Source organism: Mycolicibacterium sp. HS_4_1, from assembly GCF_054515875.1.
The window spans coordinates 3,758,427-3,780,035 of the sequence record NZ_CM137261.1; the positions used below are offsets into that span (position 1 = coordinate 3,758,427).

General features: G+C 65.8%; 20 protein-coding genes. 12 read left to right on the forward strand and 8 right to left on the reverse strand.

Features of this window, described 5'->3' with window-relative positions:
• Positions 1-25: 25 nt before the first annotated feature.
• From ACX12F_RS18065 to ACX12F_RS18075, 3 genes are all read left to right on the forward strand, one after another.
• Positions 26-2,320, forward strand: coding sequence for a carbon starvation CstA family protein (locus ACX12F_RS18065; protein WP_459365875.1), 2,295 nt, complete (start codon positions 26-28; stop codon positions 2,318-2,320).
• Positions 2,320-2,457: a CstA-like transporter-associated (seleno)protein gene (locus ACX12F_RS18070; RefSeq protein WP_459365876.1), complete on the forward strand. Its 138-nt coding sequence runs from the start codon at positions 2,320-2,322 to the stop codon at positions 2,455-2,457. The genes ACX12F_RS18065 and ACX12F_RS18070 overlap by 1 nt, the downstream gene beginning before the upstream one ends.
• 147 nt (positions 2,458-2,604) lie before the next feature.
• Positions 2,605-4,287 carry a medium-chain acyl-CoA ligase Mig gene (locus ACX12F_RS18075; RefSeq protein ID WP_459365877.1) on the forward strand — a complete coding sequence of 561 codons (1,683 nt, stop codon included), beginning with the start codon at positions 2,605-2,607 and terminating at the stop codon, positions 4,285-4,287.
• A gap of 40 nt (positions 4,288-4,327) precedes the next feature.
• Here ACX12F_RS18075 and ACX12F_RS18080 read toward each other — a convergent pair whose 3' ends face one another.
• A complete protein-coding gene (locus tag ACX12F_RS18080; protein ID WP_459365878.1) occupies positions 4,328-4,696 on the reverse strand; it encodes a SpoIIAA family protein in 369 nt (122 codons plus the stop codon).
• A 58-nt stretch (positions 4,697-4,754) separates the two neighbouring features.
• Positions 4,755-5,612, reverse strand: a complete 858-nt coding sequence (sigI, locus tag ACX12F_RS18085; protein ID WP_459365879.1) for an RNA polymerase sigma factor SigI — start codon at positions 5,610-5,612, stop codon at positions 4,755-4,757.
• Between the two features lie 91 nt (positions 5,613-5,703).
• Between sigI and ACX12F_RS18090 the strand changes: the two genes are divergently transcribed.
• The 3 genes from ACX12F_RS18090 (at position 5,704) to ACX12F_RS18100 (ending at position 8,427) form a co-directional block, all read left to right on the forward strand.
• Positions 5,704-6,555, forward strand: coding sequence for an NmrA family NAD(P)-binding protein (locus ACX12F_RS18090; protein ID WP_459365880.1), 852 nt, complete (start codon positions 5,704-5,706; stop codon positions 6,553-6,555).
• Positions 6,548-6,991, forward strand: coding sequence for a nitroreductase/quinone reductase family protein (locus ACX12F_RS18095; RefSeq protein WP_459365881.1), 444 nt, complete (start codon positions 6,548-6,550; stop codon positions 6,989-6,991). The genes ACX12F_RS18090 and ACX12F_RS18095 overlap by 8 nt, the downstream gene beginning before the upstream one ends.
• A gap of 68 nt (positions 6,992-7,059) precedes the next feature.
• Complete coding sequence (locus ACX12F_RS18100; RefSeq protein WP_459365882.1) at positions 7,060-8,427, forward strand: MFS transporter; 1,368 nt, start codon at positions 7,060-7,062, stop codon at positions 8,425-8,427.
• On the opposite strand, the gene ACX12F_RS18105 is transcribed toward ACX12F_RS18100, so the two are convergent.
• The 4 genes from ACX12F_RS18105 to fabG are packed head-to-tail and all read right to left on the reverse strand — an operon-like array spanning position 8,424 to position 12,308.
• Positions 8,424-9,107 (reverse strand): GntR family transcriptional regulator, encoded by a 684-nt coding sequence (locus ACX12F_RS18105; RefSeq protein WP_459365883.1) that lies wholly within the window; start codon positions 9,105-9,107, stop codon positions 8,424-8,426. The genes ACX12F_RS18100 and ACX12F_RS18105 overlap by 4 nt on opposite strands.
• Positions 9,091-10,344, reverse strand: a complete 1,254-nt coding sequence (locus ACX12F_RS18110; protein ID WP_459365884.1) for an acyl-CoA dehydrogenase family protein — start codon at positions 10,342-10,344, stop codon at positions 9,091-9,093. The genes ACX12F_RS18105 and ACX12F_RS18110 overlap by 17 nt, the downstream gene beginning before the upstream one ends.
• Positions 10,341-11,561, reverse strand: a complete 1,221-nt coding sequence (locus ACX12F_RS18115) for an acetyl-CoA C-acetyltransferase (protein WP_459365885.1) — start codon at positions 11,559-11,561, stop codon at positions 10,341-10,343. Before ACX12F_RS18115 ends, ACX12F_RS18110 begins: the two co-directional genes overlap by 4 nt.
• Complete coding sequence (fabG, locus tag ACX12F_RS18120) at positions 11,562-12,308, reverse strand: 3-oxoacyl-ACP reductase FabG (RefSeq protein ID WP_459370413.1); 747 nt, start codon at positions 12,306-12,308, stop codon at positions 11,562-11,564.
• A gap of 131 nt (positions 12,309-12,439) precedes the next feature.
• Between fabG and ACX12F_RS18125 the strand changes: the two genes are divergently transcribed.
• A complete protein-coding gene (locus tag ACX12F_RS18125) occupies positions 12,440-13,642 on the forward strand; it encodes an acyl-CoA dehydrogenase family protein (protein ID WP_459370414.1) in 1,203 nt (400 codons plus the stop codon).
• A 40-nt stretch (positions 13,643-13,682) separates the two neighbouring features.
• On the opposite strand, the gene ACX12F_RS18130 is transcribed toward ACX12F_RS18125, so the two are convergent.
• On the reverse strand, positions 13,683-14,135 hold the full coding sequence (locus ACX12F_RS18130) for a MaoC family dehydratase (RefSeq protein ID WP_459365886.1): 453 nt from the start codon (positions 14,133-14,135) through the stop codon (positions 13,683-13,685).
• A 380-nt stretch (positions 14,136-14,515) separates the two neighbouring features.
• Here ACX12F_RS18130 and ACX12F_RS18135 point away from each other — a divergent pair, with 380 nt between their 5' ends.
• A complete protein-coding gene (locus tag ACX12F_RS18135) occupies positions 14,516-15,232 on the forward strand; it encodes a hypothetical protein (protein WP_459365887.1) in 717 nt (238 codons plus the stop codon).
• Between the two features lie 190 nt (positions 15,233-15,422).
• On the forward strand, positions 15,423-17,312 hold the full coding sequence (locus tag ACX12F_RS18140) for a putative bifunctional diguanylate cyclase/phosphodiesterase (protein ID WP_459365888.1): 1,890 nt from the start codon (positions 15,423-15,425) through the stop codon (positions 17,310-17,312).
• Between the two features lie 12 nt (positions 17,313-17,324).
• On the opposite strand, the gene ACX12F_RS18145 is transcribed toward ACX12F_RS18140, so the two are convergent.
• Positions 17,325-18,236 (reverse strand): hypothetical protein, encoded by a 912-nt coding sequence (locus ACX12F_RS18145; protein WP_459365889.1) that lies wholly within the window; start codon positions 18,234-18,236, stop codon positions 17,325-17,327.
• Between the two features lie 210 nt (positions 18,237-18,446).
• Here ACX12F_RS18145 and ACX12F_RS18150 point away from each other — a divergent pair, with 210 nt between their 5' ends.
• The 3 genes from ACX12F_RS18150 (at position 18,447) to ACX12F_RS18160 (ending at position 21,565) form a co-directional block, all read left to right on the forward strand.
• The gene (locus ACX12F_RS18150) at positions 18,447-19,136 is read left to right on the forward strand and encodes a TetR family transcriptional regulator (protein WP_459365890.1); all 690 of its coding nucleotides are present in this window, start codon (positions 18,447-18,449) and stop codon (positions 19,134-19,136) included.
• A gap of 71 nt (positions 19,137-19,207) precedes the next feature.
• Positions 19,208-20,440, forward strand: a complete 1,233-nt coding sequence (locus tag ACX12F_RS18155) for an acyl-CoA dehydrogenase family protein (RefSeq protein WP_459365891.1) — start codon at positions 19,208-19,210, stop codon at positions 20,438-20,440.
• Positions 20,441-21,565 carry an acyl-CoA dehydrogenase family protein gene (locus ACX12F_RS18160; RefSeq protein ID WP_459365892.1) on the forward strand — a complete coding sequence of 375 codons (1,125 nt, stop codon included), beginning with the start codon at positions 20,441-20,443 and terminating at the stop codon, positions 21,563-21,565. It begins immediately after the preceding gene.
• The last annotated feature ends 44 nt before the right edge of the window (positions 21,566-21,609 follow it).

Sequence of the window (21,609 nt, forward strand, 5' to 3'; positions counted from 1 at the left end):
GGCGCCGGATGACAGGATGTGGGGCATGTCGCCAGCCACCGCACTCCCCGACGAATCCGTCGGGGATGTCACCTATGTGCGTACCGACCCCGACCTACCCCCGGTCGCGATCATCGACCGCTCGCCCATCACTGCCCGGCATCGGGTGATCTTCGGCGTCATCGCAGTCCTCGCCGCCGTGGCGTGGGCCGTCATCGCCTTCGCCCGCGGCGAGACCGTCAACGCGGTGTGGTTCGTCATCGCCGCCATCTGCACCTACGTCATCGGCTACCGGTTCTACGCGCGGCTGATCGAGATGAAGATCGTCAAACCGCGCGACGATCACGCCACCCCGGCAGAGTTTCTCGAGAACGACATCGACTACATGCCGACCGACCGCCGGGTGCTGTTCGGTCATCACTTCGCCGCCATCGCCGGCGCCGGGCCGCTGGTCGGGCCGGTGCTGGCCATGCAGATGGGTTACCTGCCCGGCACCATCTGGATCATCGTCGGCGCGGTCGTCGCCGGCTGTGTACAGGACTACCTGGTGCTGGTCATCTCGACGCGGCGCCGCGGTCGCTCCCTCGGTCAGATGGCGCGTGACGAACTCGGGCCCATCGGCGGCGTCGCCGCCATCGTCGCCGTACTGGTGATCATGGTGATCCTGCTGGCGGTGCTGGCGCTCGTCGTGGTCAACGCACTGGCCGAGAGTCCGTGGGGTGTGTTCTCCATCGCGATGACCATTCCGATCGCCATCTTCATGGGTCTGTACCTGCGGTTCCTGCGGCCCGGGCGGGTGTCCGAGGTGTCCCTGTTCGGCGTCGCACTGCTCCTGCTGGCGGTGATCTCCGGCGGCTGGGTCGCCGAAACATCATGGGGCGCAGACTGGTTCACGCTGTCGAAGGTGACGTTGTCGTGGTGCATCATCGGCTACGGACTGGCCGCCTCGGTGCTGCCCGTGTGGTTCCTGCTCGCGCCGCGCGACTACCTGTCGACGTTCATGAAGGTCGGCACCATCTCGCTGCTCGCGGTCGGCATCGTGGTCGCGCAGCCCGCTATGTCTGCTCCCGCGGTATCCCAATTCGCCACCCGGGGCGACGGCCCGGTGTTCGCCGGTGCGCTGTTTCCGTTCCTGTTCATCACCATCGCGTGCGGTGCGCTGTCCGGCTTCCATTCCCTGATCTCGTCGGGCACCACACCGAAGCTCCTGGAGAAGGAAGGGCAGACGCGGCTGATCGGCTACGGCGGCATGCTGACCGAGTCGTTCGTCGCCATCATGGCGCTGATCACGGCGGCGATCCTCAACCAGCATCTGTACTTCGTGATCAACTCGCCGGCCACGGCCACGGGCACCAGTGCCTCGACCGCGGCCGCCTACGCCAACGGGCTGGGCCTGTCCGGAGCCCCGATCACCCCCGGCCAGATCACGTCGGCCGCGACGGAAGTCGGTGAGCACTCGGTGATTTCGCGCACCGGTGGCGCACCCACGCTGGCGCTGGGTATGTCCGAAGTCCTGCACCAGGTCTTCGGAGGCTCCAGTATGAAGGCCTTCTGGTACCACTTCGCGATCATGTTCGAGGCGCTGTTCATCCTCACCACCGTGGACGCCGGCACCCGGGTCGCCCGCTTCATGTTGTCCGATGCCCTGGGCAATCTCGGTGGACCGCTGCGCAAGCTGCGCGATCCCAGCTGGCGCATCGGCGCATGGGCCTGCAGCCTGCTCGTCGTCGCGGGTTGGGGCAGCATCCTGCTCATGGGCGTCACCGATCCCCTCGGTGGCATCAACACCCTGTTCCCGTTGTTCGGCATCGCCAACCAATTGCTCGCCGCCATCGCGCTGACGGTCGTCACGGTCGTGGTGATCAAGAAAGGCCTGCTGAAATGGGCCTGGATTCCGGGGCTGCCACTGTTTTGGGACGCCCTCGTGACGCTCACCGCGTCCTGGCAGAAGATTTTCTCCCACGACCCCAAGATCGGCTACTGGCAACAGCATTCGCAGTATCTGGCGGCCAAGGCCGCCGGCAAGACCACGTTCGGCTCCGCCAAGAGTCCCGACCAGATCGACGCCGTCATCCGGAACACGTTCATCCAGGGCACGCTGTCCGTTGTCTTCGCGGTACTGGTGGTCATCGTCGTCCTGATGGGCATCATCGTTGCCGTGCAAGCCATCCGCGGCGGCGGCCGGCCACTGACCGACGACGAATCGGTGCCATCACGGCGGTTCGCCCCGCGCGGCCTCTTCCCCACCGACGCCGAGAAGGAGGTGCAGAAGCAATGGGACGACTACTGGTCGACGTACACCGGATCGTCGCAAAAATCAGTTGGTACTGGTCATCATTGATGGGCGACAACCACTACGCCCGGTACCTGGAACACCACCGTCGCACCCACGCCGGTGAGCCTGCGGTGAGCGAGCGTGACTACTGGAAGGCCCGGCACCGCGCCGCCGACGTCAATCCCCAGGGCCGCTGCTGCTGAGACCACGTAGGCGATCATCAGGCAGCCGGCCGACCATCCTCCACCCCACCGTCCGCACAGTGGACGCATACGGCTGTTGTTTTCGCACAGGGGTGGTACCACAGGAGACGACCCGCACTCCGTGGTACTAAATGAGTGTATGGACAGATGTCCAGTTATTGCCCCGCCAGCCTTAGGAGAAACGTGCTGTTCACGGTTTCCGACGTCACCGACGCCGTCGCTGCAGCCATCCCGGACCGTACCCTCATCATTCAGGGCGACCGCCGCTTCACCTACGCCGAGGTTGTCGCCCGGGCCAACCGCCTCGCCGCCTACCTGCACGCACAGGGCCTGGGCGTGCACACCGAGCGCGGCCAGCTGGCCGGCCATGAAGTCGGCCAGGACCTCGTCGGCATCTACGCCTACAACGGTCCCGAGTTCGTCGAGTCGCTGCTCGGCGCGTTCCGGGCCCGCGTGGCGCCGTTCAACGTCAACTACCGGTACGTCAAGGCCGAACTGCAGTACCTGCTGCACGACGCCGGCGCCTCGGCCCTGATCTACCACGCCGCGTTCGCGCCGACCCTGGCCGAGGTGCTGCCGGACCTGCCGAACCTCAAGGTGCTGATCCAGATCGCCGACAGCTCGGGCAACGAGCTGCTGCCGGGCGCCGTCGACTACGAGACCATCGTGAACACCGACGTCTCGCCGCCGCCGGTGACGCCGTCGCCCGACGACCTCTACGTGCTGTACACCGGTGGCACCACGGGTATGCCCAAGGGTGTGCTGTGGCGCCAGCACGACATCTTCATGGCCTCGTTCGGCGGACGTAACGCGATGACAGGCGAGCCAGCCGAGTCCGCCCAGGAGATCGTCGACCGGGCCTCGGCTGCCGCCGAGATGCGCATGATGATCCTGCCGCCGCTCATGCACGGTGCCGCCCAGTGGGCGGTGATGACCGGCATCAACAACGGCCAGACCATCGTCTTCGCCGAAGACGTCGAAGGTTTCAACGCCAAGGAGATCGTCCAGACCATCGCCCGCGAGAAGATCGCGATTGCGACGGTCGTCGGGGATGCCATGGCCCGGCCTCTGGTCACCGCCATCGAGGAGGCCATGGCCGATGGCAGCCACGACCCGACCTCGCTGGTCGTGGTGGCCAACGGCGGCGCACTGTTCACCCCGGCCGTGAAGGGCCGCCTGGTCGCCGCACTGCCGAACGCCATGGTGATCGACGGTGTCGGTGCATCCGAGACCGGCGCGCAGATGTCGCACGTATCGACCAAGGCCAACGTATCCAGCGGTACCTTCACCGCCGGGCCCGCCACCCGGATCGTCTCGGAGGACTTCACCGCGCTGCTGGCCCCCGGGCACGAGGGCAACGGCTGGCTGGCCCAGGAAGGCCACGTACCGCTCGGCTACAAGGGCGATGCGGCCAAGACGGCCAAGACGTTCCCGGTGATCGACGGTGTCCGGTACGCCGTGCCCGGCGACCGCGCCCGATTGTTGGAGGGCGGCACCGTCGAGCTGCTCGGCCGCGACTCCGTGACCATCAACTCCGGCGGCGAGAAGATCTTCGCCGAAGAGGTCGAGTCCGCCATCGCCTCGCATCCGGCCGTGGTCGACGTGGTCGTCGCCGGCCGACCCAGCGAGCGCTGGGGCAATGAGGTGGTCGCGGTCGTGGCACTCGCCGAAGGCGCCGCTGTTGCTGCCACCGAGCTCATCAAGCACGCGGCGGAATCCATCGCGCGCTACAAGCTGCCGAAGGCCATCGTGTTCCGGCCGAGCATCGTGCGCAGCCCCGCAGGCAAGGCCGACTATCGCTGGGCCAAGGAGCAGGCGCTCCAGGACTGAATTCCGCGAGCTGGAGGTACCTCCTGCTCGCAGGGGAACGTCAGCCCGCAGCCCACTCCTTGGCACGGTCAAGTTCGTCGTTCCCGAAGACCTGGAGCTCGCCCGGGACCATCCAGGCGACGGCGTGCAAGGTGTGCGCCACCCAGGCTTTGTCGGACACCACCGCGATGCGTTTGAACGCCGAGTGGTGTTTGAACAGCGCACCGAACCCGACCTTCAAGTCCTCGGCCAGTCCGCCCGGCCCGTAGCCCTCGTAGTCGGGCGCGATGACCTCGACGATCCGGATTTCGCCATCGACGACGAGGTCGTCCATGGCGGGCTCGAACTCGCGGATGTCGTCACCGCTCAGTCGCCCCGAAACGCGAATGCCGGTCACGCCTTCGGGCATGTCTGCCAGCTTTTCGATCATGTCGCCAGCGTACGACGACAGCGGGTGAGCCGGAGGTACTCCAGCGCGCGGAGAACGATCACGCCCCGAACCGGGCCAACGGATCGGCCGTCGCTTCGATCTTGGCGACGAGTCCATCGCGAATCGTCAGGACCACCACCGCGAAAAGCTGCCGGCGGGCGAACGCCAGCAGGACGGGCTGGCCGAGCGGACCGGCTACCACGGTCGTGCCCGGGCCGAGGTACAGCATCAGGTTCTCGGCGACCCGCTGGCGTCCGTGGTTGACGATCGGCGGGATCGGCGGATCGCTCAGCACCGTACCGACGCCCCAGACCGTCGGGTCCAGCACCGCGGCCAATGCCTGCACGTCGCCGCCGGCGCAGGCGGTGATGAACTTCTCGGTGACGAGCTGATGTTCGGCCACCTCGACATCGTCGGCGCGCAGGTCCGTGCTCGCCACCTTGGCCCGCGCCCTCCGGGCCAGTTGGCGGCAGGTGCCGACGGGCCGGCCGACGGTCTCTGCGATCGAATCGAACGGCACCTGGAACACGTCGTGCAGGATGAACGCCACGCGCTCGCCGGGACTCAGCTGCCGCAGCACTCGTAGCAAGGCGCCCGAGATCTCGTCGTCGAGCGTGATCCGGTCGGCGGGGTCCGGCTCACTGGAAGCCAGTGACGGCATCTCGTCCTGCTCGGTCGGTTGTTCCCGTCGCGCCCGCGCCGACCGCACCACGTCGAGGCACAACCGGCCCGCCACGGTGGTCAACCAGGCACGGACATCTTCGACCTCACCGGGCGCCGTGCGGGACAGCCGCAGAAACGCTTCCTGCGCAACATCTTCGGCGTCACCGACATCACCGAGCATCTGGTATGCGAGATTGACCAGATACGGGTGGTGGTGGCGCCAAGCCGCAGTAAATCCAGTGGTTTCTGTCATCAGTTAAAGACGATCCAGGGTGGTGAAAAGTTACCGCACTGCCTCATCCCGCGGACCGTAACTTTCTGGGACGGACTTCCGTCCTTGGTTCATGACCATTCTCATCACTGGGGCCACCGGCAACGTCGGTCGCCCACTCGTCGAACAGCTGCACGCCGCAGGCGCGAAAGTCCGTGCCGTCACCCGTAACCCGTCTCCGCACTTGCCACCCGGAGTCCAGATCGTCACGTCGGTACGCGACGGCCTGGCCGGGGCGGGCGCGGTGTTTCTCAACTCCCGCGCCCTCGGGCCGGACCTGGCGTGGACGGTCGAGGCAGCCCGCGATACCGGAGCCAAACTGGTGGCGCTGTCCGCGATGAACGTCGACGAAGACTTCACCCGGCAGCCGTCGCGTCTGCGGGGTGACCGCAACAAGGAGGCCGAACAGCTCGCTGTCGACTCTGGGCTGCCGTGGGTGAGTCTGCGGCCGGCGTTGTTCGCGACCAACTTCATCGGCATGTGGGCCGGGCAACTGCAGGCCGGCGATGTCGTGGCCGGCCCATTCGCCTCGGCCTCCAGCGCCCCGATCGTCGAGTCGGACATCGCGGCCGTCGCCGCGCACGCACTGCTGACCGACGAGCTGAACGGCCGCAAGATTCCGTTGACGGGACCGCAGTCCCTCACCAACGCCGAGCTGCTGGCCGTCATCGGCGAGGTGCTGGGGCGCGAGCTGTTCTACCGCGAAATCCCGGTCGAGCAGGTCCGTGAGCGGTTCGTCGCCATCGGCTTCCCCGCCGAGTTCGGCACCTCCTACACCGCGCTGCTGGCCGAAACCGTCGACCGCCCAGCACCGGTGAGCGACGAGGTCGAGCGCATCCTCGGCCGCCCGGCGCAGACGTTCGCCGAGTGGGTGGGCCACCATCGCGAGGCCTTCACCCCGCGATTGGAGAACAGCCATGTCTGATCCACGCCCGCCGCGCTACCTCAAACCGATGAACAAGGTCGTTGTGGCAGTCGGGAAGCTCGGCATTCCGGTCGGCCCCGCGATGGTGCTGACCGTGCCCGGCCGCAAGACCGGCACGCCGCGCAGCACCCCGATGACACCGTTCGTCGTTCACGGCGCGATGTATGCCGTGGCCGGCTATCCGGGCGCGCACTGGGCCCTCAATGCCCGTGCCGCCGGCACCGGTACGTTGACACGCGGGCGTAAGTCCCGGCCGGTGAAGATCACCGAGCTGACGGTCGACGAAGCGCGGCCGGTGCTGCGTGAGTTCCCCGTGCAGGTGCCCGTCGGCGTGAAGTTCGCGAAGAGCTCCGGCATGGTCACAACGGGCACACCCGACGAATTCGAGTCACTGGCAGGCAGACTCGCCGTCTTCCGGTTCGACCCGCTGGGCTGATCTGGAGCACTTCGCGAAGTCCGCAGGGCATGATGGGTGCACCGAAGGCGAGAACGGGGGCGCCCATCATGGCACCAGAGCAACCGGCTGCGGCCGAAGAACAGACCAAGGCGCAGGCGGCGAAACCGGCACGATCCGTGGCCGGCAACGTGATTCGTGGTTCGCTGGGCAACCTGATCGAGTGGTACGACTGGTACACGTACGCCGCGTTCAGCGTCTACTTCGCCAGCGTGTTCTTTCCGTCCGGGAATCAGACGGCACAGCTGCTCAACACCGCCGGAGTCTTCGCCGTCGGTTTTCTGGTGCGGCCGCTCGGCGGTTGGGTCTTCGGTCGCTACGCCGACCGGTTCGGCCGCCGCGCGGCTCTCACCCTGTCGGTGACCCTGATGGGTCTCGGCTCCCTCGGAATCGCGGTGCTGCCGGGATACGCACAGATCGGTACCCTTGCGCCGATCCTGCTCGTCGTCGCCCGCCTCTTGCAGGGGCTGTCGCTTGGCGGCGAGTACGGCACATCCGCAACGTATTTGAGCGAGGTCGCCACCCCGCACCGGCGCGGCTTCTACTCCTCGTTCCAGTACGTCACGCTCACCAGCGGCCAACTGCTGGCGCTCGGCGTCCAGATCATCCTGCAGCGCTTCCTCACCCCCACCCAGATGCATTCCTGGGGGTGGCGCATCGCCTTCGTGATCGGCGCGGTGGCCGCGGTGACCGTGATGTGGCTGCGGCGCACCATGGACGAATCAGAGAACTACAAGCTGGCAGCGGAAGATGCTGCCGCCGAAGGTGATTCCGCACAGCAGGGCAGCATGCGCGTCCTGCTGTCCTACCCGCGCGAATGCCTGACTGTCGTCGGCCTCACCCTGGGTGGCACCATCGCGTTCTACACATTCACGACGTACATGCAGAAGTTCATGATCAACACCGCGGGTCTGGCCAAGGAAGAGGTGGCGTGGATCAACTTCATCGCCCTGGTCCTCTTCGTGTTGCTGCAGCCGGTGTTCGGCGCACTGTCGGACCGCATCGGCCGGCGACCCCTGCTCATCGGATTCGGCATCTGCGCAACGCTGTTCAGCGTCCCGCTGCTCTCGACCGTGGCGCACACCCACACCGCGCTGCCCGCTTTTGGGTTGATGATGCTCGGCCTGCTCATCGTGTCCGGCTACACGTCGATCAACGCGGTCGTGAAGGCCGAGCTGTTCCCGGCACGCATCCGCGCGCTCGGCGTGGGGTTCCCGTACGCCCTCACCGTCGCAGTCTTCGGCGGCTCCACCGAATACATCGCCCTGTGGCTCAAGCACATCGGGCACGAGTCGTGGTTCTTCTACTACGTGGCGGGCTGCGCCCTGATCTCGCTGCTCGTCTACGTATTCATGGGTGAGACGTCGCGGCGCTCGCACCTGGAGCAGGAAGCCGACGAACTGCGATCGTCGGCTTAACCCTCGCGGATCACACCGCGTTCCGAGAGGTGCTCGGTGAGCGGCTGGACTCCGACCTCGAAGTGTTCAGCCATCGCCGTTCGGGCCGCATCGCCGTCGCCCGCTCGTAGCGCGGCAATGACCCGGCGGTGGTCCCGGATCGACAGATCCGGCCAGCCCTCGAGCGTCGGGAACACCGCCTCTGGTGCGTAACGCGTTATGCCTGACATGAATTGGGTCAGCTTGGGCGAATCGGCGATGACGTTGATCAGCCGGTGGAACTCGTGGTTGAGCCGCACCATGCGGTCGACATCGGTGTGCTGGTAGGCCTGTTCCAGCGCGTCCTGGATCCGGGTCAGTTCGACGACCTGGTCGGCGGTGATGTTCGCCGCGGCGCGGGCCGCCAATTCCCCACCGACGAAGGCCTGCACCATGGCCACGTCCGACACGTCGCGCGCGGTCACCTCCAGCACCATGAAGCCGCGCCGCGGATGCTGCACCAGCAGTCCCTCAGCCCGCAGGTTCAACAACGCCTCCCGGACCGGGGTGACGCTGACACCCAGTTCGGTGGCCAGCTGGTCCAGCCGCAGGTACTCCCCCGCCGGATATGTGCCATTGAAGATGCGCCGGCGCACGTACCGCGCCACGTCATGGGAAAGCTGTGCTGGCGCGGCGAATTCGGGTTCAGATGCGGTATTCATGGAGCAGGTTCTTGCTGATGATTGTCTTCTGGATTTCGCTGGTGCCCTCACCGATCAACAAGAACGGCGCGTCCCGCATCAGGCGTTCGATCTCGTACTCCTTGGAGTAGCCGTAGCCGCCGTGGATCCGGAAACTCTGCTGGGTGACTTCCGAACAGAACTCACTGGCAAGGTATTTCGCCATGCCGGCCGCGACATCGTTGCGCTCACCCGAGTCCTTGAGCCGGGCTGCGTTGACCATCATCAGATGTGCTGCCTCGACTTTGGTGGCCATCTCGGCGAGTTGGAAGGCGATGGCCTGGTGGTCGGCGATCGGCTTGCCGAACGTCTGCCGCTGCTGGGCATAGCGCACCGCCAGTTCGAAGGCCCGGATGCCGACACCGCAAGCCCGCGCGGATACGTTCACCCGTCCGACCTCGATGCCGTCCATCATCTGGAAGAAGCCCTCGCCGGGCTTGCCGCCGAGCACGTCGTCGGCGCCTGCGCGGTACCCGTCGAAGACGAGCTCGGTGGTGTCGATGCCCTTGTAGCCCAGTTTGTCGATCTTGCCCGGGATGGTCAGGCCGGGCTTGACCTCACCGAAACCGGTCGGCTTCTCGACCAGGAAGGCTGTCAGGTTGCGGTGCGGTTTGTCCGATCCCTCATCGGTTTTCACCAGCGCCGCCACCAGAGTCGAACTGCCGCCGTTGGTCAACCACATCTTCTGGCCGGTGATCAAATAGTCACCATCGGCTGCACCGATTCCCCGGTCGCTGCGCTCTCCCCCGCGAGCGGGAGGTGCCCCCAGCCCGCCGATGCGCACGCCCCTGGTGCGGATCGCGGCGACGTCGGATCCGAGCTCCGGCTCGGACATCGAGAAGGCGCCGCGCACCTCACCGGTTGCCATGCGGGGCAGGTAACGCTGCTTCTGCTCGTCGGTGCCATGCTGACGGAGCATGTAGGCGACGATGAAGTGGGTATTGATGACTCCCGAGATGCTCATCCACCCCCGCGCGAGTTCTTCGACGCACAAGGCGTATGTCAGCAGCGACTCACCGAGCCCGCCGTACTCCTGCGGGATCATCAGGCCGAACAAGCCCATGTCTTTCATCTGATCGACGATGGCCTGCGGGTAGGAGTCCGAGTGCTCCAGTTGCTGGGCCGCCGGAATGATCTCTCGGTCGACGAATTGCCTTACCGTGGCAATAATTTCGCGCTGTACTTCGGTGAGACCAGCGGTCTGGGCCAGACGTGTCATGGTGTGATCCGTTCGAATACGGCAGCCAACCCCTGGCCGCCTCCGATGCACATGGTTTCCAGTCCGTAGCGACCGTCCCGCAAATGCAGTTCGCGTGCCAGGGTCGCGAGCATCCGGCCGCCGGTGGCGCCGACGGGGTGGCCGAGCGAGATACCCGACCCACGCACATTCGTGCGCTCCCAGTCGGCGTCGGTGAACTTCCATTCCCGGGTGCACGCCAGCGCCTGTGCCGCGAAAGCCTCGTTGAGCTCGATCAGATCGATATCAGCAAGAGCCAGCCGGGCTTTGGCCAAGGCGACCTCGGTGGCCGGAACCGGGCCGAGGCCCATCACATTCGGCGGCACCCCGGCCACACCCCAGGACACCAGTCGCACCAGCGGCTGCAACCCGAGGTCGGCCGCCCGCTCCGGGGTGGTCACGACACACATCGAGGCCGCATCGTTCTGCCCGCTGGAGTTGCCCGCCGTCACCGTGGCCTCCGGATCACTCTTACCCAGAACGGGTTTGAGCTTCGCCAACGCCTCGACGGTGGTGTCCGCCCGCGGATGTTCGTCGGTATCGACAACGGTGTCACCCGTCCGCGACGGCACCGTCACCGGGATGATCTCGTCGGCCAGCACGCCATTGCACTGTGCCGCAACGGCTTTCTGATGGGACCGCACGGCCAGCGCGTCCTGCTCCACGCGAGAGATCGCGTACTGCCGGCGCAGGTTCTCCGCCGTCTCGAGCATGCCGCCCGGCACCGGGTAGTTCTTGCCACCGGCAGTGGTCCGCCCACGCGCCAGTCCGTCATGCACCGTGATGCCGCCCCGCGAGCCGCCCCACCGCATGTCGGTGGAGTGAAAGGCAACGTTGCTCATCGACTCCGCACCACCGGCGATCACGAGATCGTTTGCGCCACTGGCGACCTGCATGCAGGCCTGGATCACGGCCTGCAGGCCCGACCCGCAGCGCCGATCGACCTGCATGCCCGGCACCGTGACGGGCAGTCCGGCGTCGAGCGCCACCACGCGGCCGATCGCCGGGGCTTCACTGGACGGGTAGCAGTGCCCGAGAATGACGTCCTGCACCGCGTCCACCGGAATCCCGGTGCGCTGTAACAAACCCTGCAGCGCCACGACACCGAGCTCGACCGCGGTCAGGGACTTGAACATGCCGCCGTAGCGGCCGATGGGGGTACGTACCGGCGCGCAGATGACAGGACTGGTCGCAGCCATCTAGATGTGCCGTCCCCCGGTGATTTCCAGGACGCAGCCCGTCATGTACGACGACATGTCCGATGCCAGGAACGCGACCACCGACGCCACTTCACTGGGTTCAGCAGCCCGTCCCATGGGGATCTCTGCCAACTTCTGGTCCCAGATCCGTTGCGGCATGGCCTCGGTCATCGCGGACCGGATCAAACCCGGCTGCACAGCATTGATCCGCACGCCGAGGTGGGCGACTTCCTTGGCGGCCGCCTTCGTCAGGCCGACGATGCCGGCCTTGGCGGCTGAGTAATTGGTCTGGCCGACCAGGCCGACCTTGCCCGAGATCGACGAAATATTGATGATGGCACCGCTTTTCGCCTCCCGCATGACGCCGGCGGCCAGCCGGGTGCCGTTCCAACAGCCTTTCAGGTGGACGGCGATGACCTGGTCGAACTGCTCCTCGGTCATCTTGCGCATGGTGGCGTCGCGGGTGATACCGGCGTTGTTGACCATGACATCGATGGTGCCCAAGCCGCCGAACTCGACGGCCGCATCGATCAGCGCCTGCACGTCGGCGGCAGATGTCACGTCGCACCGCACCGCCCTGGCCACGTCGGCGCCACCGAGCTTGGCGACGGCCGCTTCGGTCGCGTCGAGGTTCAGATCGCCGATCACCACGCGGGCACCTTCGGCGATGAATCGTTCCGCGATCGCGTAACCGATCCCCTGAGCACCACCGGTGATCACCGCGATACGTCCGTCCAGCAGCGGCATGGTCGTCCACTCCCTCTCGATCGTCACAGCCGGCCACGACCCCGGCGGCCGCGGGTGGCCTCATACATAAAATATGATATTTCTGGCATCAAACCAGACTCACGCTCGTGTTGCGCAAGGAGACCCCCGACATGGCCGAACCCACCGGTGCGCCCACCGCCACCCAGTCAGTCAGTGAGCAGGATTTCCGCGACATCCTCGACGCGACCCGCCGGTTCGTCCGCACCGCGGTGGTGCCGCGCGAGCTGGAGATCATGAACGACAACCGCGTGCCCGACGACGTCCGCGAGCAGGCCAAGGACATGGGGCTGTTCGGCTACGCGATCCCCCAGGAATGGGGCGGCCTGGGACTGAACCTCGTCCAGGACGTCGAGATGGCAATGGAACTGGGCTACACCACCCTGGCCGTGCGCTCGATGTTCGGCACCAACAACGGTATTGCCGGGCAGGTGCTCGTCGGGTTCGGCACCGACACGCAGAAGCAGCGCTGGCTGGAGCCGATCGCCAGTGGCGACTGCGTCGCGTCCTTCGCGCTGACCGAGTCGGGTGCCGGCTCCAACCCCGCAGGTTTGCGCACCAAGGCCGTCCGCGAGCGGGACGGCTGGATCATCAGCGGCCACAAGCGATTCATCACGAACGCTCCTACCGCGAACCTCTTCGTCGTGTTCGCCCGAACCCGGCCCGCCGACGCCGAGGGACCCGGCATCGCCGTCTTCCTGGTACCCGCCGACGCGCCCGGCGTCGTGGTCGGGCCCAAAGACGCGAAGATGGGCCAGGAAGGAGCCTGGACCTCCGACATCACGTTCGACGACGTCCGCGTCGGTCCCGATGCTCTCATCGGCGGCAACGAGGACATCGGTTACCGTGCCGCGCTGACCTCGCTGGCCCGAGGGCGTGTGCACATCGCCGCGGTGGCGGTGGGGGCGGCACAACGCGCCCTCGACGAGTCGGTCGCGTATGCCGCGACCGCCACCCAGGGCGGCACCGCGATCGGCGAATTCCAGCTGGTGCAGGCCATGCTGGCCGATATGCAGACCGGCGTCATGGCCGGCCGGGCCCTCGTCCGCGACGCGGCACAGCTGTGGGTCAGCGGCACGGACCGCCGCATCGCGCCGTCCGCCGCCAAGCTGTTCTGCACCGAGATGGTCGGCAAGGTCGCCGACCTGGCCGTCCAGGTGCACGGCGGCAGCGGCTACATGCGCGACGTGCCCGTCGAACGGATCTACCGCGACGTCCGCCTGCTCCGCCTGTACGAGGGCACCAGCGAGATTCAGCGTCTCATCATCGGCGGCGGACTGGTGAAGGCCGCCCAGCGCGCAGCCTCGGGCCGCTGACCGGAGCTGGCAGCCCCGAAATCAGCGGCCCGTCCAGCAATCATCCGATGATTCGCACGATCGACTCGACCACCGCAGCCGGCTTTTCCGATCCTTCAATCTCGACCGTCACCGTCATGGTCGCTTGAACCGCACCATCGAGCTCATCGACTTTCGAAATGACGGCACCTGCGCGCACATTTGCTCCGACCTTGACCGGTGTGATGAACCGGACCTTGTTATAACCGTAATTGATCGCCAATGCGACGTTGTCCACGCGATACAACTGGTGCATGAAATGCGGTAGCAGGGAAAGCGTCAGCAAACCATGAGCAATTGTGCCGCCGAACGGGCCCGTGGTGGCGCGCTCAGGATCGACGTGAATCCACTGGTGGTCGTCGGTGGCTTCGGCGAACAGATTCACCCGGTCCTGGGTGATTTCCATCCACTCCGTCGGCCCAAGCTGACTACCTGCTGCTGCGACGAACTCGGACAGATTGTCGAAGACCTTCACGCTTACTCCTCTCGTGCTCGGCCGCTTCCCGGGCCGCACCGCTAATACTTCTAGCGCGTCCGCCAGGGCGGCACAATGCACAGATTTTTGGCCGCTGGCTCGTACTTAGCTGCTCAAAGTTCGCCCTCTTCGCGCACTGTCTCGGTTAACCTGCAAATATAGAGATATCCGGGATTGCCAAGGTCCATCTCAGCAGCACACTTGTTTTGGCCAATTCTTCGGTACCCCGAAGGTCGACAGACAACGTTTCACCACTAGCTGGGTGCTGGACCCCGACAACCCCGATACTGAATTAGGGAATGCAGTCCGCGCGAGATGCGTTTACCGCAACCGACTGCCAACTGACGTTGCAGTGACTGCCGGAAACGAATGGGGCAACGATGTCGGTGGAGTATGTCGAATACAAATCGAACGTCGATATTCGCTTTGCCGAAAACATCGCGTGGTCCGACGCCGACACCGATTGCAGCGTGGTGCTGTCGCAACCCGATACCGACCCCGAACTCTGGAACCGCTACCTCGATGCGGCTCAGCACAGTTATCGCCGGCACGGCGTCGAAGCGGTGGTCGACGCTGCCGCGATCCGCGACGGTGCCGACACCGCGCTCTTCTGGACGGTCCTGGACCGCCGGGGCAACATGGTCGGCGGACTGCGCGCCAAAGCCCCACTCAGCTGCGCCGACGACTCCCATGCCGTGGTCGAGTGGGACGGTTGGCCTGGGTTGGCCATGGTGCGCAAGATGATCAACGACAGGGTGCCCTTCGGCGTCACGGAGATGAAGACCGCCTGGGTGTCCGACAACCGCGCGAGCCAGCACGCCATCACCAATCTCCTGGCCCGCACCGCCTACCACGCGACCAGTGTCATGGGCGTGCAGTTCGTGATGGCCACGGCAGCCCAGCACGTCCTGGAGTTGTGGAAATCCGGCGGTGGCGTGGTGGCACCCATTCCGGCCACGCCATACCCGGACGAGCGCTACCGCACCAAGATGATGTGGTGGGATCGAAGGACCATGGTCAATCATTCTCAGCCTGAGCAGATTACAAAGGCGCTACGCGAGATCGACGCGATATCAACCGGGCTGGTCGCCGGTTGATGGCAGCTTTGGACGCCAACTGCATCTCTATCCTCGATCCCGACTACAGAGCACATTCAACGCATTGACCAGCAAAGGGCCTGACGAGTCCATGGTGCTCACGCTCCGAATATCGGATGCGCCACCGGCTTCGGCATCGAGCCGCAGGAGCACAGCCTTTGAGGACAGCGCGGGTTAAGCTGGTCGTCTCATGTCCATCGACGAGTCTCCCCCTTCACTGGATCGCGTGGTGACAGAGGTTGCGACGCGGCTGATGGCGGCGGACTCCACCAACTACACCAAGGTGTACACGGACGTCCTGGAGATCCTCGTCGACTACTTCGGGGTCGACGTAAGCTTCCTCCGCCGCAACGATCATGAGATCGGTGCCTCGATTCTCGTGGCGGAATGGCCACTGCGACCGGAGATTCCGGACCCCGATCCCCTGCGCGTCGTGTACTTCGCCGACGCCGACCCGGTTTTCGCGGAAACCGAAAATCGCAAGACACCGCTGATCGTGCACCCCGACTCGGAGCCCGACGACTACCAGCGCCGCATCGAGGCGGACCGCAACATCCCCCAGATATCACTGGCAGCAACGCCTTTGGTGTCGGGCGAGCGCACCACCGGCGCGCTGGGCTTCGTCAAGTACGGCAACCGTGACTGGCTCACCGATGAGATCAATGCGCTGCAGGCCATCGCTTCGCTGTTGACCCAGGCGCAGTCTCGGGTGCACGCCGAGGAGCAGCTTCGATACCTGGCCGAACACGACGACCTCACCGGACTGAGCAACCGGCGCGCCCTCATCGCCCACCTCGATGCCCGGTTGCAGCCGGAACAGCCCGGCCCGGTGACCGCCCTCTTCTTCGACCTCGATCGGCTCAAGGCCATCAATGACTACTTGGGGCACAGCGCCGGCGATTCGTTCATCCGCGTGTTCGCCCAGCGCCTCACCGAGGGGGTCGACACCAAGACGGTGATCGCCCGCCTCGGCGGTGACGAATTCGTCGTCGTCCCGGCTGAACCGATATCCGCGAGCAAGGCCGAGGCTCTCGCCTATCGGCTCCAGGATTCGTTGCGGCGCCGGGTGTGGATCGACGGTGAACGGCTCACGCGGGCAGTGAGTGTCGGCGTCGCCTCCGGCATTCCGGGCTCCGACAGTTCTTCCGACCTGCTGCGCCGGGCCGACCAGGCTGTCCTGAGCGCGAAGTCTGCCGGCGGGGACCGCGTCGCGGTGTTCACCAACGCGATGTCCCTGGAAACGGCCTACCGCAACGACATCGAGTTGCATCTGCAGGACGTCATCGAGAACGGTGCGCTGCTGCTCAACTACCTGCCCGAGATCGACATGCGCACCGGCAAGCTGCTCGCCACCGAAGCGCTCGTACGGTGGGACCACCCCACGCGCGGGCTGCTCCCCCCGGCCGCCTTCATCGGTATCGCCGAATCGATCAATCTGGCAGGCGAATTGGGCCGCTGGGTGCTACGCACCGCCTGTCGCGAATTCGCGCGATGGCGTGCGGACTTCCAGGCGCACAAAGCCGCCACCGGCGACTCCGATGATCGCGACGATTTCGAACTGCGCGTCAACGTCTCCCCCGTGCAACTGGTCACCGATGGCTTCGCCGAGTCCGTGGCCGACATCCTCGACGAATTCGGTCTCGACCGCGGTTCGGTGTGCTTGGAGATCACCGAGAACGTCGTCGTCCAGGACAGCGAATCGTCCCGCGCAACCCTGGCCGACCTCCGGAAAACCGGAGTGCGGTTGGCGATCGACGACTTCGGCACCGGATACAGCGTGCTGTCCCACCTCAAGTCGCTGCCGGTCGACATCCTCAAGATCGATCGCAGCTTCGTCACCGACCTCGGCTCCAACCCCGGCGATCTGGCGATCGTCCGGGCGATCATCGCGCTGGCCGACTCATTCGGCCTGCAGATCGTCGCCGAGGGTGTCGAAACCAAGGCCGCCGCAACGACACTGCTGCGCCATGGCTGCCACCGGGCGCAGGGGTTCCTGCTGTCGCGGCCGCTACCGAGCGATCAGATGGCGACGCTGTATCGCAAAGGCCGCGTTCCGGTCCGGTTCACCAGCGAGATGTGACGCCGAACAACGCTACCGTGCAACAAGTTCCACTCGGGCGAACCTGCTGGCGGGGCTGCCCACGATGCAGACCTCGAACGTCCCGGCGGGCGGGCCGCCGTCCCCAGCCGGTGCGCCCACATCACCGAAATCGGGCGAAATCACCACACCGTGACGGGCGCGAACGAAGTACAACCCATCGGGCGTGTCCAGTTCCGCACCGATGATTCGACGGTCCTCGAAGAGGAGCGAACGAAGTGTGCTGGCCGGGCTGACCGCGATGTCACGTTCGGCGGCGGCGGCCGCCAACCAGTCGAACATTTCGCCGAGGCCACCGGCGTGCCAGTCGATGGTGCCGAGTGAAGAGATCCGCAACGTCTTGTCGGACGAGTCGCGCACCGTCTCGGCAGTCCAGCCGCGGACCGTGCTGTAGAGCGCACCGGTGGCGGAACCCAGACACACCCGGGCCCAGTCGAGGAGGCCGGCACCGAAGAACGTCTCGATGCCCCGGGTGTGAGTTTCGGACTCCGTCAGCTCGCGCACGGTGCGAGTCGGCGCCGACCAATCGCTCGATGGTTCCTGGCTCCCCTCGGCGTCTACTTCGGCGGTCACCGCCGCGAAATAGACGGCGGTGGCATCGAGCGGCTCAATCGTTTGTGCCTCGCCCGATCTGGACTCGCCCGGCTTGCCGGCCTCCTCGGATTCCGGCTCGTGCGCGTCGTCGGCGGGTCCCCGTGGCACCCCGAACTCCTCGATCCGCGCATCGAGGACAGCGCCCAAAGTGGCACAGCGCACTTCGTCGCCGCGAACCCAGCGCCCATCGTCGGCATGCAGCGCGCCGGCAACCATCACATCTGCGGCGGCGTCGACCGCGGCAATGGCTGTCGCCAGGCCACCGATACCGGCGCCGACGCACAGCACGTCAACTTCTGCGTCCCAATCCAACCTGAATTCCCTGAGTTAAGCGGCAGCGAACTGCAACAATCCGACAGCCAGGGATCGATTTCGCCGTTTGGCTACTTTACATACTCTCGGAATGAACGACACCACCGACGGCCAACGCTATGGCACCCTTAGGATGATCTGGGGGGCTAGCCACTGAACGCGCGCTGACGGAAGGTATATCGACGAATGGGGCGCCAGCCGCGATCCGAAGTGACCCGACGCAAAATCATTTACTCAGCCGTCGATTTGATCAACGAGATCGGTTATCCCGCCGCCGGATTGGCTGACATCATCGAACGCGCCGAACTGACCAAGGGCGCGCTCTACTACCACTTCGACTCCAAAGAAGCACTGGCCACTGTCATCATCGAAGAGGCAATGGTTCTGCTGCACAACGTTTTCCAGGCGGCGCGAGACTCCGAGCACAGCGCGATGGAGTCGCTGATCGTCGGCACGTTCATCACCAGCGATCTGCTGGCGACCAACCGGACCGCCCAAGCGGGTACCAAACTGCTGCGCACGTTCGCGGGGTTCAATCCGACGGCACGACACAGTTACGTCAACTTCGTCGACCAGTTCACCTCCGACATCAAGCGGGCCGAAACAAGCGGCGACCTGCGCCCCGGCGCGGATCCCGCCGATGTCGCCAACACCCTGGTGGCCTGGATCCTCGGCGCGGAATTGATGTCCAGCGCCGCGTCCGACGGCGACGACCTGCGGGACCGATTCACCACGCAGTGGCGGGTGCTGATGCCGGCGATCGTGACCGAGGAATCGCTCGACCGCCATCTCGCCTTCATGGTCGCCGCATCCGCGCGACAGACGAACGCAGTGGAGCCCACCACCACCAGCACCACCACCACCACCACCACCACCACCACCACCACCACCACCACCTGACCCCACATCGCTAACTAAGTTCACTTCTTTGTTGCTAGGCTGCCATCAGCCCAAGCGACAAAGGAGTCTGCATGGACCTCAACTGGTCGGCCAGCGATCTGGCATTCCGTGATGAAGTACGCACGTTTCTGCAGGAGAACCTGACCCCGGAGCTTCAGGAAGCCGGGCGTCTGATGACCAGCGTCTACAGCGATCACGACGCGAGCCTGGCCTGGCAGCGCATCCTGCACGGGCGCGGCTGGGCGGCGCCGGCCTGGCCGGTCGAACACGGCGGCTGCGATTGGAGCCTGACCCAGCACTACATCTTCAGCCGGGAATCGATCCTGGCCGGAGCGCCGTCGCTGTCCCCGATGGGCATCCGGATGGTGGCCCACGCGATCGTCCGGTTCGGCACGACGGAACAGAAGGACTACTTTCTGCCCCGCATCCTGACCGGCGAGGTCTTCTTCTGCCAGGGCTACTCCGAGCCCGAAGCCGGATCCGACCTGGCCGCCCTGACCATGGCTGCCGTTTCCGATGGCGACGACCTGGTATGCACCGGCAGCAAGATCTGGACCACGCACGCCACCGAGGCCAACTGGATGTTCGCGCTGGTGCGCACCACCCGCACTGGCAAGAAGCAGCAGGGCATCACCTTCGTGCTGATCGACATGAGCACGCCGGGCATCGAGATCCGCCCGCTGGTGATGACGTCCGGCGAGGAGGTCCAGAACCAGGTGTTCTTCGACGAGGTCCGGGTTCCCAAGAGCAACGTCATCGGTCAGATCGACGACGGCTGGACCGTCGCGAAGTATCTGCTCGAGTTCGAACGCGGCGGCGGTGCCGCGGCCCCGGGTCTGCAGGTGCTGGCTGACGAGATCGCCACCGCGGCGGCGCACGCGCCCGGCCCCGACGGTGGCCTGCTGGCCGACGACGCCGCGTTCTCCCGCAAGCTGGCCGACGCCCGCATCCGCACCGAGGTGCTCGAAATCCTCGAATACCGCGTGTTGGCCGCGCTGGCCGGAGGCGGACATCCAGGCGCAGCATCGTCGATGCTGAAGGTGCTCTCCACCGAGTTGAGCCAGACCTTGACCGAACTGGCCATGGAAGCTGCCGGACCCCGCGGCCGCGCGTACCAACCGCACGCCACCCGCCCCGGCGGGCCGGTGGCCGAATTCACGCCTCCCCCAGACGGTTACGTCAGCGGCGAGCCGTGGCAAGCGGTCGCGCCGCTGCGGTACTTCAACGACCGTGCTGGGTCGATATACGCCGGCAGCAACGAGATTCAGCGCAATATCCTCGCCAAAGCAGAACTGGGGCTGTAGATGGACTTCACCTTCTCCGCGGAACAGGAACTTCTCCGGGACGGCCTGTCCAAGTTCCTGTCCAGCCGTTATGACCTGGAAACCAGCCGGGCGGCAGCCAAATCCGGTCCAGGCTGGCAGCCCGATATCTGGCGGTCGTTCGCCGAGGAGCTCGGCATTCTCGGCGCCGCACTGCCGGAGGACGTCGGCGGCATCGGCGGTGGCCCGGTCGAGGTCATGCTGATCGCCGAAGCGCTGGGCCATGCGCTGGTCATCGAACCGTACGTGGATACCGCGGTGGTCGCCGCCGGCCTGCTGCTGCGTTCAGGTAGTGCCGCCGCGGGTCCGATCCTGGAGGAAATCGCCGGCGGCACAGCGGTTGTCGCACTCGGCGCAGCCGAGACCCACAGCGGCGACCGGTGGCAGGATGTCCAGACGGTCGCCGTACGCGACGGCGACGCCTGGGTGCTCACCGGCGAGAAGATCATGGCCGTGAACGCACCGGTGGCGACCCACCTGCTGATCACCGCCCGGACGGACAATGGCATCTCGCTGTTCCTGGTCGACATCTCCGAGCCCCGTGAGGGACTGGTCCTCCACGGCTACCGCACGGTCGACGATCGTCGGGCAGCCGATCTGGAGCTACGCGGACTCCGACTGCCGGCCGACGCATTGCTCGGAGCCGACGGCCAGGCCTGGCCGTCGCTCGCCCAGGCCCGTGACGAAGGCGCTGCCGCCGTGTGCGCAGAGGCCGTCGGCAACATGCGAAAGGTATTGGCCGACACCGTCGAATACGCCAAACAGCGTCAGCAGTTCGGCCAGCCCATCGGGAGTTTCCAGGCCCTGCAGCATCGTATGGTCGACATGCACATGGAGCTCGAGCAGTCCGTGTCCGCAGTCTATCTGGCCGTACTCAACCTGGACTCCGACGCGCACACCCGGGCCCGTTCGGTGTCCGCGGCCAAGGCGACCATCGGCCGTGCAGCGCGGTTCATCGGTCAGAACGCGGTGCAGCTGCACGGCGGCATGGGCATGACCGAAGAGCTCGCCATCGGCCATTACTTCAAGCGGCTCACCGCCGTACAGTACGAATACGGTTCGACCGACCACCACGTGGCCCGGTACGCCGAACTGACCCGCGGCTGAGTTCGGCGCCGACCAGTACGCAGAATTGCTCTCGCCCGGTCCGG